Raw genomic sequence first — 15,197 nt, forward strand, 5'->3', positions numbered from 1 at the left:
GGCGGGCTACGGCCTGCGAAGCCAGAATTCGCGGCGGTGATTGTGCACTGAGCACAAGGCCCGCGGCGTCACTGCCGGATGATGTTGGAACCGTCGACTCGCACCGAGACCTTGCTGAGCGGCCGGTCGGCGGGGCCGTTCGCGACGGTGCCGTCGAGGTGGAACTTACTGCCGTGGCACGGGCAGTCGATGGTGCCGTCGCTGACTCCGGAGAGGGTGCAGCCCGCATGCGTGCACGTAGCGTTGAACGCTTGGTAATCGCCCGCTCTCGGCTGGGTGATCACCACGTCACCGGCGATCACCCCACCGCCGACGGGGACGTCGGAGACGGTGGCCAGCGTGCCGGCCGGGGCTCCGGACGGCGGGGTCACGCCCGCCGGAGCGGACTCGCGCGAACCGCACGCGCTCAGCGCGACGCCGAGAGTCAGGGCTCCGGCGGTGGCACCCGCGCCCGCGACAAAGGTCCGGCGCGAGACGCCCGCGGGGCTGGTTGAGGTCGGGGTGTCAGAAGACATGGCTGGTCGGTCCCTTCGGTAGCGAGTCGATGCGGATTCATCATCGCGCAGCCCGAGTGCCGGTGCGGTCAGACGCCGCGGATGGTTCCGTCGTCGTCGACGGAGAAGGCCGGGTTCCATACGAAGTCCCACCGGAAGCCGTCCGGGTCGGCGACGCATGCGCTGGTGCCGCCCCACTCCTGAGTCGTCGGCGGGTTGATCGCTGACGCGCCGGCGGCGACGGCCGCGTCGAACATGCGCTGCACGGTGGCGGCGTCGCCGACGTTGTGTCCGAGCGACATCGGCGGGGCGAGCTCGCCGTGACCCACAGCGCCGTACTCGCCGGGCATGGAGGAGACGTTCCACAGTGCGAGCATCAAGCCGGGGCCGATCTGCAGGAACGTGATCTCGCCGGGGATCGAGTTCAGGACGCGGAAGCCGAGTCCATCGGCATAGAACGTCGTCGACCGCTCGACGTCGCGGACGCCGAGAGTGATCGCGCTGACGGGAGGTGGAACGGCGGGAACTGTCATGGCGACCTCCGAGGACCGATTGGCTGTACGGCGATTCTGCACCAGGGGTCGGACATCGACTACCCCTCCAGGGCGCCCTCGTTTCGATCCGGCCCATGTCAGACCACGCGTCTACCCTGGTGTCATGGCATTCCCAGCGGAGAAACCGGTGATCGCGCACTCGGAGTTCCGGCCGATCGGAGAGATCGAGCGTACCGACGCGAAGTTCGAGGTCGTCAGCGAATACGAGCCGGCGGGCGACCAGCCGACCGCGATCGCAGACCTGGAGCGACGGCTCAAGGCCGGTGAACGCGACATCGTCCTGCTCGGTGCCACCGGCACGGGCAAGTCGGCGACCACCGCGTGGCTCATCGAGCGCGTGCAGCGGCCCACCCTGGTAATGGCGCCCAACAAGACGCTTGCCGCTCAGCTCGCGAACGAGTTGCGAGAGATGTTGCCGCACAACGCCGTCGAGTACTTCGTCTCGTACTACGACTACTACCAGCCCGAGGCGTACATCGCGCAGACGGACACCTACATCGAGAAGGACAGCTCGATCAACGACGACGTGGAGCGGCTCCGGCACGCGGCCACGTCGAGTCTGCTGTCGCGCCGAGACGTGGTGGTGGTCGCGTCCGTGTCCTGCATCTACGGCCTGGGGACGCCGCAGTCGTACCTCGACCGCTCGGTGGAACTGTCCGTCGGCGACTCGATCGACCGCGACGCGCTGCTGCGGCTGCTGGTCGACGTCCAGTACACGCGGAACGACGTCGCGTTCACCCGTGGCGGGTTTCGCGTACGGGGCGATACCGTCGAGATCATCCCCTCGTATGAGGAGCTCGCGGTCCGGATCGAGTTCTTCGGCGACGAGGTCGACGCGCTCTATTATCTGCATCCGCTGACCGGTGAGGTGGTGCGCAAGGTCGACTCGCTGAGGATCTTTCCCGCGACCCACTACGTCGCCGGTCCGGAACGGATGGCGGTCGCGATGGCGAGCATCGAGAAGGAACTCGAGGAGCGGCTCGCCGACCTCGAGGCCAAGGGCAAGCTGCTCGAAGCGCAACGACTGCGGATGCGGACCACGTACGACCTCGAGATGATGCGTCAGGTCGGCTTCTGCTCGGGTATCGAGAACTACTCGCGCCATATCGACGGCCGCGGACCGGGGACCGCCCCGGCGACCCTGCTCGACTACTTCCCGGACGACTTCCTCCTGGTGATCGACGAGTCTCATGTGACTGTCCCGCAGATCGGCGCGATGTATGAGGGCGACATGTCCCGCAAGCGCAATCTGGTCGAATACGGGTTCCGTCTGCCGTCCGCCGTCGACAACCGTCCGCTCACGTGGGACGAGTTCGTCGACCGAGTCGGACAGACCGTGTATCTGTCCGCCACGCCGGGACCCTACGAGCTCGGCCAGTCCGGAGGCGAGTTCGTCGAGCAGGTCATCCGACCGACCGGCCTGCTCGATCCGCAGATCGTGGTGAAGCCGACCAAGGGACAGATCGACGATCTGGTGCACGAGATCCGCGAACGCACCGACCGCCAGGAACGGGTGCTGGTCACCACCCTCACCAAGAAGATGGCCGAAGACCTCACCGACTACCTGCTCGAACTCGGCATCCGGGTGCGCTACCTGCATTCGGAGGTCGACACCCTCAGGCGCGTGGAGTTGCTCAGACAGCTGCGCACCGGTGAATACGACGTGCTCGTCGGCATCAACCTGCTCCGTGAGGGCCTCGACCTTCCGGAGGTCTCGTTGGTCGCGATTCTCGACGCGGACAAGGAGGGCTTCCTACGCAGCACCACATCGCTGATCCAGACCATCGGTCGCGCCGCCCGAAACGTCTCGGGCGAGGTCCACATGTACGCCGACAAGATCACCGATTCGATGGCGAATGCGATCGAGGAGACCGACCGGCGTCGTGCCAAGCAGATCGCCTACAACGAGGAGAAGGGGGTCGACCCGCAGCCGCTGCGGAAGAAGATCGCCGACATCCTCGACCAGGTGTACGCGGAGGCCGAGGACGCGGTGGAGATCGGCGGCTCAGGACGCAACGCCAGTCGAGGGCGACGCGCGCAGGGCGAAGTGTCGAAGGTCGCAACCTCGGGGGTCATCGAGAATCGGGACACATCGGCCATGCCCCGCGCGGAACTGGCCGATCTGGTGCAACAACTCACCGAGCAGATGATGAATGCGGCCCGTGATCTGCAGTTCGAGTTGGCGGCACGCCTGCGTGACGAGATCGCAGATCTCAAGAAGGAACTGCGCGGAATGGACGCCGCAGGGATCAAGTGACGCAGATCCGCGGTGAGTCAAGGTATGTTCATGACCGGTAAGGCATTCCGAGGCCGGATGCGGAGATCGTTCACATATCGGCCCCACGTCGCTTCTGGAGGGAAAGACAGGCATGAGCGGTTACACCACAGTCGTGGTCGGCACGGACGGCTCGGAGTCGTCGATGAAGGCAGTCGAGCGTGCTGGAGCGATCGCCGGGGACGCAACCGTCGTCATCGCGTGCGCGTACTTCCCGAACGACGGGAAGGCGGCCGCCGCCGCGTCGGACACGCTGCGTGACGAGGCGTACCAGGTGATGGGATCGTCGCCGACCGAGGAGATCCTCCGCACCGCGAAGGAGCGGGCCGTCAAGGCCGGTGCCACCAAGGTGGTCCAGCGTGCGGTGCAGGGCGCCCCGGTCGACGCGCTTCTGCAGCTCGTCGTCGACGTGCAGGCGGATCTGCTGGTGGTCGGCAACAAGGGCCTGAACTCGATCGCCGGCCGCCTGCTGGGTTCGGTCCCGGCCGACGTCGCGCGCAAGGCCGCCTGCGATGTCCTGATCGTCCACACCACGTAGACCGGCACGACGCGGGGCGATTCGTATCGACCGCCACGGTCAACCGGAGCCCGGCCGAACCGCCTCACGCGGCTCGGCCGGGCTCCGTTCTCGTCATTCGTGCGGGAGGTCGTCCGGGAGGTCGGCGAGGTCGGGCGGCAGGGCGCGCGCGTGTACCACCACCAGACGCTGGGTGGCTCGGGTGAGCGCCACGTACAGGTCGTTGTATCCGCGCGGCGACTCCGCGATCAGGTCGGCGGGCTCGAGCAGGATCACGTTGTCGAACTCCAGACCCTTCGCCGCGGTGATCGCGTGCACCGTGGCCCGATCGCCGGGCGACGCGAGTGCGCGGACGTCCTCGGCGGTGCCGTCCGAGGCGATGATCGTGGTGAGGCCGGGCCAGCGGGAGCCCTCCGCGAGCGCGACTGCCGCGGCGGCGGCATCGTCGGATCGGATCGCGTATGGCTCGATCCCGTTGGAGCGCAACGACTCCGGCGGTGCTTGATCCGGATTGATCCAGTTCAGAACACGGTTGGCGTACCGCGTGATCTCCGACGGAGTGCGATAGTTGACGGTCAGTTCGTGCAATCGCCAGCGGTCGGCGACGTAGGGTTCGAAGACCTCGCGCCACGAATCGGCGCCCGCGGCATCGCCCGTCTGGGCGGTGTCGCCGATGACGGTCATCCAGCGATTGGGGATCCGCCGCATCACCATTCGCCACGCCATCGAGGAGAGTTCCTGCGCCTCGTCGACGATGACGTGCCCGAAGGTCCAGGTCCGGTCGTCGTGGGCCCGCTCGGCGGTGGTCCGGCTCGTGGTGTGCACCTGCCGTTCGGCCAGTTGCTCGGCGTCGATCAGGTCGTACGCCATCAGGATCTCGGGGTCGAGGTCGTCCTCCAGATCCTGCGGTGCCGAACCGGTCAGGATGTCGAGGGCGTCCTGGGCTTCGGCGAGCCGTTGCCGCCACTGCGCGCGTTGGACCTGTTCGGCCTCGTCGGTACGGTATCCGATCAGTTCCGCGAGTTCGTCGAGCAGCGGGACGTCGGCGGGAGAGAAGTCGGCGCCGTCGCGCAGGGGATGCGCATCGCGACGGAGTGCGTCGCGTTCCTCGTCGGTCCAACCGCGCGTCGACTTCCGCAGGAGTGCGGGGTCGTCGTAGAGCTCGCGGAGAACCCCTTGCGGTGTCAAGGCAGGCCAGAACTCGCCGAGCGCCTGGACGACGTGGGGATCGGACTCCAGCTCCCGGCGGATGTCCTCCAGATCGGCGCTGGTGAGCAGTTGGCTGCCGTCCAGCGGGTCCGCTCCCACCTGGCGGGCGTGCACCTCTGCGAGTTCGTCGAGCGCCGCCCGCAGGAATGCGCGCTGCGCGAGATTGTGGGCCCGTCGCGTGGACCGCGCGTGCGCCCGCGCAGCCTTGACCACCTCGGCGTCGATCGGCAGCTCATAGCCGTCGAACGGGACGGTGACACCGCGGCCGGGGAGCGCCTGTTTGGCGCGGACCGCGGCGCGGAGCACGTTCAGCATCCGCTGGTCGCCTTTCAGCGCGGTTGCGGTGCGGGAGTCTCTGGCCCGCGCGCGCACATCGGGGAACAGGTCTCCGATGGTGGAGAGCAGGACTCCCGTCTCGCCGAGCGAGGGAAGAACCTGGCCGATGTACTGAAGGAAATCGGCGTTCGGCCCGATGATGAGCACACCGCTGCGCGAGAGCATATCGCGGTAGGTGTACAGCAGGTATGCGGCGCGGTGCAGCGCTACCGCGGTCTTACCGGTGCCCGGCCCGCCCTGGACCACCGTGACGCCGCGATGCGTGGAGCGGATGATCTCGTCCTGCTCGCGCTGGATCGTCTCGACGATGTCGGTCATCTCGCCCGTGCGAGCGGCGTTGAGAGCGTCCACCAGGGCCGCCTCGTTGACGACGTTGCCGCCGAGCTCGGCGCCGTCGGAGCTCGTCTCGATGCGGCCGGATGCGAGGTACTCGTCGGACACGGATCGGACCGCACGCGACCGCGTCCGGATGTGCCTGCGGCGTTCCACGTCTTCCGGTGACGCGGGGGTCGCGAGATAGAAGGGCCGGGCCAGTGGGGCGCGCCAGTCGAGGAGCAGCGTCGTGTCCTGCTCGTCGTCGTCGAGGATTCCGATCCGGCCGATGCGCCGGACGGTGTCGGTGTCGGTGCCGTCGGTCATGTCGAGCCGACCGAAGTACAGGTTGTGTTCGGCGGCGTCGATCTTGACCAGGTCCTCCTGGTACATCCGTTCGTACGACTCGCGTTCGGAGAGCGCCTGCGGTGTGCCCGCCGACTCGCGGAGAGTCTCGCTCAGCCTGCGCTTGGCGTTGGCACGCATGCGGTCGAGCCGGCCGTACACCGCATCCAGATGGACTTGCTCCTGCGCGAGTCGCGGATCGGATGCGGTGTCGGCCGGCGTGGGGTCGGAGGGCACGGAACGGGGGTGTGGCGCTGTCACAGTCGTTCCATGTTACCGGGATCTGCCCAGAAGGGGCCGGGAGTCAGCTCGCGAGCTGGCGGCGCCACCGGCGGGCGCGGACAGCGGTCTCCTCGCCGACCCTCGTCGCGACGTCGCGTGCGTGTTCGGCGAACTCGGGTGCGCGATCGACGATCTCCTGGGTGGTGTCGGCGAGCTGCGCGCGGGCGGTGCCCGCGAGCTGTGAGGCGCGGTCCCGGATCTCGTCCACGGGCACGCGGTCTACCACTTCCTGTGCGCGTTCGGCCGCATCGTGCGCGAGCGCACTCGCGCGGTCGGTGAACCGTTCCGGTTCCACCTCGGCCGCGGCGTGCAGCGGCTTCGCAGCCCGGTCCGCCAGCTGGTGTGCCTGCACCTGCGCCTGCTCGAGCGTCCGCCGGGCGCGCCAGCCCAGGGACGGGCGTCCCTCGGTGTCGGCGGCGGCGATCAGGACTCCGCCGAGCAGTCCCACATCCTTCACGAACAACGACTGCTTCAGCGCACGCCGGGCCGGGTCCGTCTCGTTCCAGAAGTCGCTGGCCAGGACCATGGTCGGAACGATGGTTCCGGCGAGGACGGACGACGCCAGCCGCGGTGCGCGGCCGGTGGCGAGGGCGACGCCCGCGGCGATCTGTACGGCTCCGGCGACCTGAACGACGGTCTCGGCGCGAACCGTGGAATCGACCAGCGGCTCGGATGCCTGGGCGCGGCGCGACGGTGAGGTGAGCGCGTCGGCGCCGGAGGCGATGAACGCGGTGCCGAGCAGAGGTCGTGCGATCTTGCGTAACAGCATGGTCGTCCTTTCATCGGGGGACTGTGATCCGGACGCCCGGCCGGCCCGATCCTCGATGCGGTCGGCAGTGGCCGAGCGACGTCCCTCCTCCGAGGCTACCGATCCGGGCCCGGCTCACCAGCCGCGTTCGCGCCACTCGCTCAGATGCGGACGCTCGGCGCCGAGAGTGGTGTCCTTGCCGTGCCCGGGGTAGACGACGGTGTCGTCCCCGAATCGGTCGAAGAGTTTCTCGGTGACGCCGTCGAGCAGGATCTCGAAGTCGCCCGGCTGCCAGGTCTTGCCCACGCCGCCCGGGAACAGGGTGTCGCCGGTGAACAGGTGCACGCGTCCGGAGCGTTCGGTGAGGACCAGCGTGACGGATCCGGCGGTGTGGCCGCTGATGGCGATCACCTCGAGCGACAGGTCTCCGACCTCGATGGTCTCGCCGCCGGTGAGCGTGCGGTCGGGGTCGAGCGGGAGCTCGTCGGCGTCGGCCTCCCCGACGACGATCGGCACCTGAAGCACCCGATGGACCTCCTCGAGGCCCTGCCAGTGGTCGAAGTGTCCGTGCGTGGTGAGGATCTGCGTCACCTCGCCGGGGAGCGCGTCGAGCAGCGCGAGGATGGTCTCCGGATCGTTCGCCGCATCGATCAGCAGGCTCTTCCCGGTCGCGGAGTCGGTGACGATGTAGACGTTGTTGTCCATCGGTCCCACCGACATCTTGACGATCGTCGCGTTGTCGAGCGCCCGGCGCTGCGCATGCGCGCCGTGGTGATCGGGATCGGGGGACACGTTGCCCGTGTAGTCGTCGGTCAGTTCTACCTCGATGCTCATATTCCCAGGTTAACGTCCTCGGCCGTGATGCCCAGCCGGAATTGTCGGAGGGTCCGCGTACGCTTGCAGCCGGATAATTCTGCGACGTGAACGTAAGGAACTTTCTGTGGTTGATCGCCTGATCGTCCGGGGTGCACGGGAGCACAATCTGCGCGGGATCGATGTCGACCTGCCGCGCGATTCGCTGATCGTGTTCACCGGCCTGTCCGGTTCCGGGAAGTCGTCGCTTGCGTTCGACACGATCTTCGCCGAGGGGCAGCGACGCTATGTCGAGTCCCTGTCGGCGTATGCGCGGCAGTTCCTCGGGCAGATGGACAAGCCCGACGTCGACTTCATCGAGGGGCTCTCGCCCGCGGTGTCGATCGATCAGAAGTCGACCAACCGGAACCCGCGCTCGACGGTCGGCACCATCACCGAGGTCTACGACTACCTGCGCTTGCTCTACGCGCGCGCCGGTACCGCGCACTGTCCGGTGTGCGGCGAGAAGATCGCCCGCCAGACGCCGCAGCAGATCGTCGATCAGGTGCTGGCGATGGCCGAGGGCGTGCGCTTTCAGGTCCTCGCCCCCGTGGTGCGCAGCCGCAAGGGCGAGTTCGTGGATCTGTTCGCCGAACTGCAGGTCCAGGGTTTCGCGCGCGCGATGGTCGACGGAGCCGTTCACCAGCTGTCGGATCCGCCGAAGCTCAAGAAGCAGGAGAAGCACGACATCGACGTGGTGGTCGACCGCCTGGTCGTGAAGCCGTCGGCCCGCCAGCGTCTGACCGACTCGGTGGAGACGGCGCTGCGGCTGGCGGACGGCATCGTGGTGCTGGACTTCGTGGACGTCGACGAATCCGACCCGAACCGGCAGCGGCGCTTCTCGGAGCGGATGGCCTGCCCGAACTCCCACCCGATCGCGATCGACGATCTCGAGCCGCGCGCGTTCTCGTTCAACTCGCCGTTCGGCGCCTGTCCCGAGTGCGACGGTCTGGGCGTCCGCAAGGAGGTCGACGAATCGCTCGTGGTGCCGGATCCCGACCTCACCCTGCGGGAGGGTGCGATCGCCCCCTGGTCGACCGGTCATAACGCCGACTACTTCCTCCGGCTGATCGAGGGTCTGGGCGACCAGATGGGGTTCGACGTCGACACCCCGTGGGAGTCGTTGCCGCGTACCGCGCGCAGAGCACTGCTGAACGGCTCCGATCATCAGGTCCATGTGAAGTTCCGCAACCGGTATGGACGGACGCGGTCGTACTACACCGAGTTCGAGGGCGTCATGGCGTTCCTGTCGCGGCGTGCGGAGACCACCGAGTCCGAGCAGATGAAGGACCGCTACGAGGGCTATATGCGCGACGTGCCGTGCCCGGCCTGCAACGGCGCCCGGCTGCGGCCGGAGATCCTGGCGGTCACGCTCGACCACCCGGTGTACGGTCCCAAGTCGATCGCCGACGTCACGTCGCTGTCGGTCGCCGAGTGCGCCGACTACCTGAACGGTCTGGAACTCGGCGAGCGCGAGGCCGCCATCGCCGGACGGGTCCTCAAGGAGGTGCAGGCGCGCATCACATTCCTGCTCGATGTCGGCCTCGAGTACCTCTCGCTCTCGCGGGCGGCGGGTTCGCTCTCCGGCGGCGAGGCTCAGCGCATCCGCCTCGCGACGCAGATCGGAGCCGGGCTCGCGGGAGTGCTGTACGTGCTCGACGAACCGTCCATCGGTCTGCACCAGCGGGACAACCGGCGGCTGATCGACACTCTCGTCCGGCTGCGCGACCTGGGCAACACGCTGATCGTCGTCGAGCACGACGAGGACACCATCCGGGCCGCCGACTGGATCGTCGACATCGGCCCGCGTGCGGGCGAGCACGGTGGGCGAGTGGTGCACAGCGGCAGCTACCCGGACCTGCTGGCGAATCCGGAGTCGATCACCGGCGCGTATCTGTCCGGCCGCGAAGTGCTGCCGGTTCCGTCGATCCGGCGTCCGATCGACAAGAAGCGCATGCTGACCGTCGTCGGTGCCAGCGAGAACAACCTCAAGAACATCGACGTGTCGTTCCCGCTGGGGGTCCTGACCGCGGTCACCGGCGTCTCGGGGTCGGGCAAGTCGACCCTCGTGAACGACATCCTCGCCACGGTGCTCGCGAACAAGCTGAACGGCGCGCGGCAGGTGCCCGGCCATCACAAGCGGATCAAGGGCCTCGACCACCTCGACAAACTGGTCCAGGTGGACCAGTCGCCGATCGGCCGCACACCGCGATCGAATCCGGCCACGTACACGGGCGTCTTCGACAAGATCCGGACGCTGTTCGCGGCGACCACCGAGGCGAAGGTGCGCGGCTACCAGCCCGGTCGGTTCTCGTTCAACGTGAAGGGCGGCCGGTGCGAGGCGTGCATGGGCGAGGGCACCATCAAGATCGAAATGAACTTCCTGCCCGACGTCTATGTGCCCTGCGAGGTGTGCCACGGCGCGCGGTACAACCGCGAGACGCTCGAGGTGCACTACAAGGGCAAGACGATCGCCGAGGTCCTCGATATGCCGATCGAGGAGGCCGCAGACTTCTTCGAGCCGGTCACCTCGATCCACCGGTATCTCAAGACGCTGGTCGACGTGGGTCTCGGGTACGTGAGGCTCGGTCAGCCCGCACCCACCCTGTCCGGAGGCGAGGCGCAGCGGGTGAAGCTGGCGGCCGAACTCCAGAAGCGGTCGACCGGCCGCACGGTGTACATCCTCGACGAGCCGACCACCGGCCTGCACTTCGAGGACATCCGCAAGCTGCTGCTGGTGATCAACGGGCTCGTCGACAAGGGCAACACGGTCATCGTCATCGAGCACAACCTCGACGTGATCAAGACCGCCGACTGGATCATCGACATGGGACCCGAGGGCGGCAGCGGCGGCGGCACCGTGGTCGCCGAGGGCACACCCGAGCAGGTGGCAGAGGTTGCCCGGAGCCACACCGGCGCCTTCATCAGGGAGTTGCTCGCGCCGTGACCTCGGCCGGCGGAGACGACTGGCTGACCACGCGATTGCGTGCGGCGGGCTGCGTGTTCGCTGAAGAGGAGGCCGCGATTCTCCGCCGCTGGGCGGACGGCGAGGCACAACTCGGCCAGTGGGCGCGGCAGCGGGCCGCAGGTGAGCCGCTGGAGCACGTCGTCGGACACGTCGATTTCGCCGGTCTGGAACTGGCCGTCGGGCCGGGAGCCTTCGTGCCACGACAGCGGTCGCGGCTGCTGGCGCGGGTAGCTGTCGACCTGCTCGGAGCCCGGCCCGCGCCGGTGTTCGTCGAGGCGTTCTGCGGAGTCGCGCCGATCGCGTCGTACGTCGCGGCCCGGTGCCGGTCCGCGCAGGTGGCCGCGACCGACGCGGATCCGGTTGCGGTCGGGTTCGCTTCCCGCAATCTCATCTCGGGCGCGGTGTACCGGGGCGCGGGGCTGTCGGGACTGCCTGCGGAGCTGCGCCGGGAGATCGACGTGATCGCGGCGGTCCCGCCGTACGTGCCGGCCCAGGCGCTGGAGCTGCTTCCGCATGAGGCCACCGATCACGAGCCGCGCTCGGCGCTGATCGGCGGGGGCGACGACGGTCTGGGGCACGCGTCGGATCTGCTGCGCGAGGCGACCGAGTGGCTGGCGCCGGGGGGCGCTGTCGCGATCGAGATGAACGCCCGACAGGCGCCCGCGGCCAATGAGACCGCTCGCGCTGTCGGCCTGCGCCCGCGGGTGGTGTCCGGCGAGGACGGGCAGACGGTGGTCGTGGTGGCGGCCGCGCCGCGGCGTTAGAGCCCCATCGACCGCCGGAGCTCCTCGAGCTTCTTCTTGGCGGCTTCTTCACGTTTCGCCATCGCGTCGTCGAGCGCTTCGGCCTCCGCCGACATCTCCGACAGCTCTTGGCTCCCGATGGCCGTCGCAGTGCGTTGCTCGATCTTGTCGCGGACATGATCGAAGGTCGGCACACCCGCCGGCGTGTATCCGGTGACGTCTTCGTACGAGGGTGCTTGTACCGGCGGCGCGGAGTCGGGCGGCACGATTTCGGCGTCGAGGGGTTCGTCGTCGCCGGAGTGAGTCATCGCTCCAGCCTACGCCGGACGCCTGCGACCCGGACGTCTGCGACCCGGACGCCTCCGACTCGGACGTCTACGACCCCGGGCGGCGTGATCAGCCCTTGACCGGTCCGGTGTACTTCTCGCCGGGCCCCTCGCCGGGAGCGTCGGGGTACGACGACGCCTCGCGGAATGCGAGTTGCAGCGCCTTGAGCCCGTCCTGGATCGGCTTGCGATGCAGGCCGAGATCAGGGGCGGCGGCGGAGACGAGGCCGGCCAGTGCGTTGATCAGCGCGCGGGCGTCGGGCAGATCCTTGAACTCCTCGTCTCCGCCCGCATCGGGGCCGATCTTCTCGGCCGCGGCGCTCATCAGCATGATCGCCGCGCGGGTGGTGACCTCGACTGCGGGAATAGTGGCGAGCTCGCGAACGTTGTCCTGGTTCGCGTCGTCTCCGCCGACACCTCCCGGGGCGACGTGGACGTTCGCGTCGTCGGAGGAGGTGTCGCCGGTCGAATAGGAGTTATCGTTCACGCCTGTTAGACTGTCACAGCATGACCGCCTCGGTTCGCGCCGGGGTAGCAAGAGGATTCTTCGAGTCCCACCGTGCGACGCTGTCCCAGACACGCAGTTTCACGGTTCCGGTCACACCATCGCCAGTCGATGAACCGAGGTCACTCGGCTCTCGGCGGGCATTATGGTGTTCTCGGCCTCGAATCTCCTCACGCTTGCCAGTCGTATTGGCCGGCCACATGGAAAACATTGATCGAGGAGGCCACATCAGCACTGAAACCCGCATCAACGAGCGCATCCGCGTCCCCGAGGTCCGTCTCGTCGGACCCGGCGGTGAGCAGGTGGGCATTGTGCGTGTTGAAGATGCGCTTCGCCTGGCTTACGAAGCCGACTTGGACCTGGTGGAGGTTGCGCCCGACGCGCGCCCGCCGGTGTGCAAGATCATGGACTACGGCAAGTTCAAGTACGAGGCGGCGCAGAAGAAGCGCGAGTCCCGCCGTAACCAGCAGATGACCGTCATCAAGGAGCAGAAGCTCCGCCCGAAGATCGACGACCACGATTACGAGACCAAGAAGGGTCACGTCATCCGGTTCCTCGAAGCGGGTTCGAAGGTGAAGGTGACGATCATGTTCCGCGGTCGCGAGCAGTCCCGCCCCGAGTTGGGCTACCGCCTGCTGCAGCGCTTGGGAGACGACGTCGCGGAGTACGGCTTCGTCGAGACCTCGGCCAAGCAGGACGGACGCAATATGACCATGGTCCTCGCCCCGCATAAGGGCGCGAAGACCAGGGCCAAGGCCCAGCAGGGATCCTGAACCCACCACACTGAAGTAGCAGTGGACCCGAACCGCCCGGATCGCTCCGGGCGGGACTCGGGTCCGCCCGAATGAAGGAAACCAATGCCGAAGAGCAAGACGCACAAGGGCACCGCGAAGCGATTCAAGGTGACCGGCAGCGGCAAGATCGTCCGTCAGAAGGCAGGCAAGCGCCACCTCCTGGAGCACAAGTCCTCGCGCGTCACGCGTCGCCTGGACGGCATCACCGTGGTGAGCGAGAACGATGCCCCGCGGATCAAGCGCCTGCTGAACCGCTGACTTTCCGCTTAAGACTTTAGAAGGACACTGACTAATGGCACGTGTGAAAAGGGCTGTCAACGCCCAGAAGAAGCGCCGCTCCGTTCTCGAGGCGTCGAAGGGCTACCGCGGACAGCGGTCGCGCCTGTACCGCAAGGCCAAGGAGCAGCAGCTCCACTCGCTGACCTACGCGTACCGGGACCGCAAGGCGCGGAAGGGTGATTTCCGCAAGCTCTGGATCACCCGCATCAACGCGGCGGCTCGTGCGAACGACATCACCTACAACCGCTTCATCCAGGGCCTCAAGCTCGCCGGCGTCGAGGTGGACCGCAAGGTGCTCGCCGACATCGCCGTCACCGACCCGGCCGCGTTCACCGGTCTGGTCGAGGTGGCTCGTGCCGCGCTGCCCGCGGACGTCAACGCTCCCGCTGCCTGATCTCCGCTGAGATCGCAGTGACGCGTTCTGGACCCGCGACGGATGTTCTCACCGAACGTTCGTCGCGGGTCGTTTCGTTGGCGAAGCTGCATCGCGCGTCGGTGCGCCGGAGCGAGGGCCGATTCCTCGTCGAGGGATTCAATGCCGTCGATGCGGCGCTGAGCACCGGCCGTGCGTTGCAGGTACTGGTGCGCGACGACGACGCCGATCGGCACGCCGATCTGGTCCACCGTGCGCTCGACGCGGGCGTTCGTGTGCAGCGCCTCTCACACCGCGCGGCGGACAAACTGTCCGAGACGTCGACGGCGCCCGGGATCTTCGCGGTGTGCGAGTTGCTGACGGCGGCGCTCGGCGACGTCCTCGCGCGCTCACCGAAGCTTCTGGTCATCGCGGTCGAGCCGCGCGAGCCGGGAAACCTCGGCACCCTGACTCGGTGTGCGGACGCCATGGGGGCCGACGCGGTGGTCCTGCTGGGGGAGTCCGTCGACCCGCACAACGGCAAGAGCGTCCGGGCGGGTGCGGGGAGTCTCTTCCACATCCCGACCGTCCGCGAACCGGATGTCGCGGGTGCACTGGCCGCCGTCGCCGCGGCGGGCATCACGACGCTGGCGACGGAGATGGACGGCGAGCTGAGCCTCGACGACGCCGACGAGGTCCTCGCCCGGCCGCACGCGTGGTTGTTCGGGAACGAGGCCCACGGACTGCCCGGGCAGGTGCTCGACGGCGCCGACCACCGCGTCCGGATTCCGCTGCGCGGGCGCGCGGAGAGCCTCAACCTCGCCGCCGCGAGCGCGATCTGCCTGTACGCCAGCTCCCGCGTGCAGAACCGCGGACGCTGATCTCCGAGGGGTCCTGGCCGGGTGAGGTTCTCCGGAAATCCTTGCGGCAGTACGATTCCGGAATGCACGTCCTCTTCAGCTACGGCACCTTGACGGATCCCGCGGTGCAGGAGGGCGTCTTCGGCGCCCGGATGCCGACGGAGCCCGACACCCTGCCGGGCTTCGAGATCGGCACGGTGACGATCACCGATCCCGAGGTCATCGCATTGAGCGGTACCGCGACCCACCTGATTCTGCGGCCGGGGGCACCCGAGGCGGAAGTGCCCGGCGCCCGGCTGGAACTCGACGACGCCGGTCTGCGTGCGGCGGACGAGTACGAGGTCGACGACTATCGTCGCGTCGAGGTGACGCTGAGCTCCGGCATCCGTGCGTGGGTGTATCTGGCACACGAGGACGCGGCAGTCTTGGAGGGATAGGCTTCACTC

Annotated in this window: 16 protein-coding genes; 9 read left to right on the forward strand and 7 right to left on the reverse strand. The window is 67.9% G+C overall.

The annotated features are described in order from the left end of the window. Positions 1-68: 68 nt before the first annotated feature. The gene (locus GSI01S_RS05400; RefSeq protein WP_006895449.1) at positions 69-515 is read right to left on the reverse strand and encodes a QcrA and Rieske domain-containing protein; all 447 of its coding nucleotides are present in this window, start codon (positions 513-515) and stop codon (positions 69-71) included. Positions 516-583: 68 nt separating this feature from the next. Further along, positions 584-1,027, reverse strand: coding sequence for a VOC family protein (locus tag GSI01S_RS05405; RefSeq protein ID WP_006895451.1), 444 nt, complete (start codon positions 1,025-1,027; stop codon positions 584-586). Positions 1,028-1,151: 124 nt separating this feature from the next. Between GSI01S_RS05405 and uvrB the strand changes: the two genes are divergently transcribed. Both uvrB and GSI01S_RS05415 read left to right on the forward strand, forming a co-directional pair. Further along, positions 1,152-3,305 (forward strand): excinuclease ABC subunit UvrB, encoded by a 2,154-nt coding sequence (gene uvrB / locus GSI01S_RS05410; RefSeq protein ID WP_039867008.1) that lies wholly within the window; start codon positions 1,152-1,154, stop codon positions 3,303-3,305. 112 nt (positions 3,306-3,417) lie between these two features. After that, the gene (locus GSI01S_RS05415) at positions 3,418-3,861 is read left to right on the forward strand and encodes a universal stress protein (protein WP_006895453.1); all 444 of its coding nucleotides are present in this window, start codon (positions 3,418-3,420) and stop codon (positions 3,859-3,861) included. Between the two features lie 93 nt (positions 3,862-3,954). Here the strand turns inward: GSI01S_RS05415 and GSI01S_RS05420 are convergent, their stop codons facing one another. The 3 genes from GSI01S_RS05420 to GSI01S_RS05430 form a co-directional block, all read right to left on the reverse strand. Continuing rightward, positions 3,955-6,279, reverse strand: a complete 2,325-nt coding sequence (locus tag GSI01S_RS05420; protein ID WP_039867009.1) for a HelD family protein — start codon at positions 6,277-6,279, stop codon at positions 3,955-3,957. A gap of 67 nt (positions 6,280-6,346) precedes the next feature. After that, positions 6,347-7,093, reverse strand: a complete 747-nt coding sequence (locus tag GSI01S_RS05425; RefSeq protein ID WP_006895455.1) for a DoxX family protein — start codon at positions 7,091-7,093, stop codon at positions 6,347-6,349. Between the two features lie 114 nt (positions 7,094-7,207). After that, positions 7,208-7,906 carry an MBL fold metallo-hydrolase gene (locus GSI01S_RS05430; RefSeq protein WP_006895456.1) on the reverse strand — a complete coding sequence of 233 codons (699 nt, stop codon included), beginning with the start codon at positions 7,904-7,906 and terminating at the stop codon, positions 7,208-7,210. 106 nt (positions 7,907-8,012) lie between these two features. On the opposite strand from GSI01S_RS05430, the gene uvrA reads away from it, so the two are divergent. After that, positions 8,013-10,871: an excinuclease ABC subunit UvrA gene (uvrA, locus tag GSI01S_RS05435; protein WP_006895457.1), complete on the forward strand. Its 2,859-nt coding sequence runs from the start codon at positions 8,013-8,015 to the stop codon at positions 10,869-10,871. Further along, on the forward strand, positions 10,868-11,656 hold the full coding sequence (locus tag GSI01S_RS05440) for a class I SAM-dependent methyltransferase (RefSeq protein ID WP_006895458.1): 789 nt from the start codon (positions 10,868-10,870) through the stop codon (positions 11,654-11,656). Before uvrA ends, GSI01S_RS05440 begins: the two co-directional genes overlap by 4 nt. On the opposite strand, the gene GSI01S_RS05445 is transcribed toward GSI01S_RS05440, so the two are convergent. Together GSI01S_RS05445 and GSI01S_RS05450 are read right to left on the reverse strand one after the other, a co-directional pair. Next, positions 11,653-11,943 carry a hypothetical protein gene (locus GSI01S_RS05445; protein WP_006895459.1) on the reverse strand — a complete coding sequence of 97 codons (291 nt, stop codon included), beginning with the start codon at positions 11,941-11,943 and terminating at the stop codon, positions 11,653-11,655. The two genes, GSI01S_RS05440 and GSI01S_RS05445, sit on opposite strands and share 4 nt — an antisense overlap. An 88-nt stretch (positions 11,944-12,031) precedes the next feature. Continuing rightward, positions 12,032-12,448 carry a DUF1844 domain-containing protein gene (locus GSI01S_RS05450; protein ID WP_006895460.1) on the reverse strand — a complete coding sequence of 139 codons (417 nt, stop codon included), beginning with the start codon at positions 12,446-12,448 and terminating at the stop codon, positions 12,032-12,034. Positions 12,449-12,666: 218 nt separating this feature from the next. On the opposite strand from GSI01S_RS05450, the gene infC reads away from it, so the two are divergent. The 5 genes from infC to GSI01S_RS05475 all read left to right on the forward strand — a co-directional run bounded on the left by infC (position 12,667) and on the right by GSI01S_RS05475 (position 15,188). Further along, positions 12,667-13,239 carry a translation initiation factor IF-3 gene (gene infC / locus GSI01S_RS05455; protein ID WP_006895461.1) on the forward strand — a complete coding sequence of 191 codons (573 nt, stop codon included), beginning with the start codon at positions 12,667-12,669 and terminating at the stop codon, positions 13,237-13,239. An 84-nt stretch (positions 13,240-13,323) separates the two neighbouring features. Next, the gene (rpmI, locus tag GSI01S_RS05460; protein ID WP_006895462.1) at positions 13,324-13,518 is read left to right on the forward strand and encodes a 50S ribosomal protein L35; all 195 of its coding nucleotides are present in this window, start codon (positions 13,324-13,326) and stop codon (positions 13,516-13,518) included. Between the two features lie 34 nt (positions 13,519-13,552). Then, the gene (gene rplT, locus GSI01S_RS05465) at positions 13,553-13,933 is read left to right on the forward strand and encodes a 50S ribosomal protein L20 (protein WP_006895463.1); all 381 of its coding nucleotides are present in this window, start codon (positions 13,553-13,555) and stop codon (positions 13,931-13,933) included. Between the two features lie 11 nt (positions 13,934-13,944). Beyond that, complete coding sequence (locus GSI01S_RS05470; RefSeq protein ID WP_039867011.1) at positions 13,945-14,772, forward strand: TrmH family RNA methyltransferase; 828 nt, start codon at positions 13,945-13,947, stop codon at positions 14,770-14,772. Positions 14,773-14,834: 62 nt separating this feature from the next. Then, a complete protein-coding gene (locus tag GSI01S_RS05475) occupies positions 14,835-15,188 on the forward strand; it encodes a gamma-glutamylcyclotransferase family protein (protein ID WP_006895465.1) in 354 nt (117 codons plus the stop codon). Positions 15,189-15,197 lie beyond the last annotated feature (9 nt).

The organism is Gordonia sihwensis NBRC 108236, assembly GCF_000333035.1.
Lineage (GTDB): Bacteria > Actinomycetota > Actinomycetes > Mycobacteriales > Mycobacteriaceae > Gordonia > Gordonia sihwensis.

Coding starts and splice junctions, on each gene's coding strand:
- infC (WP_006895461.1), top strand. CDS start 12,667: ATGGAAAACATTGATCGAGGAGGCCACATCAGCACTGAAACCCGCATC.
- GSI01S_RS05400 (WP_006895449.1), bottom strand. CDS start 515: ATGTCTTCTGACACCCCGACCTCAACCAGCCCCGCGGGCGTCTCGCGC.
- GSI01S_RS05405 (WP_006895451.1), bottom strand. CDS start 1,027: ATGACAGTTCCCGCCGTTCCACCTCCCGTCAGCGCGATCACTCTCGGC.
- rpmI (WP_006895462.1), top strand. CDS start 13,324: ATGCCGAAGAGCAAGACGCACAAGGGCACCGCGAAGCGATTCAAGGTG.
- rplT (WP_006895463.1), top strand. CDS start 13,553: ATGGCACGTGTGAAAAGGGCTGTCAACGCCCAGAAGAAGCGCCGCTCC.
- GSI01S_RS05415 (WP_006895453.1), top strand. CDS start 3,418: ATGAGCGGTTACACCACAGTCGTGGTCGGCACGGACGGCTCGGAGTCG.
- GSI01S_RS05445 (WP_006895459.1), bottom strand. CDS start 11,943: ATGACTCACTCCGGCGACGACGAACCCCTCGACGCCGAAATCGTGCCG.
- GSI01S_RS05425 (WP_006895455.1), bottom strand. CDS start 7,093: ATGCTGTTACGCAAGATCGCACGACCTCTGCTCGGCACCGCGTTCATC.
- uvrB (WP_039867008.1), top strand. CDS start 1,152: ATGGCATTCCCAGCGGAGAAACCGGTGATCGCGCACTCGGAGTTCCGG.
- GSI01S_RS05475 (WP_006895465.1), top strand. CDS start 14,835: ATGCACGTCCTCTTCAGCTACGGCACCTTGACGGATCCCGCGGTGCAG.
- GSI01S_RS05430 (WP_006895456.1), bottom strand. CDS start 7,906: ATGAGCATCGAGGTAGAACTGACCGACGACTACACGGGCAACGTGTCC.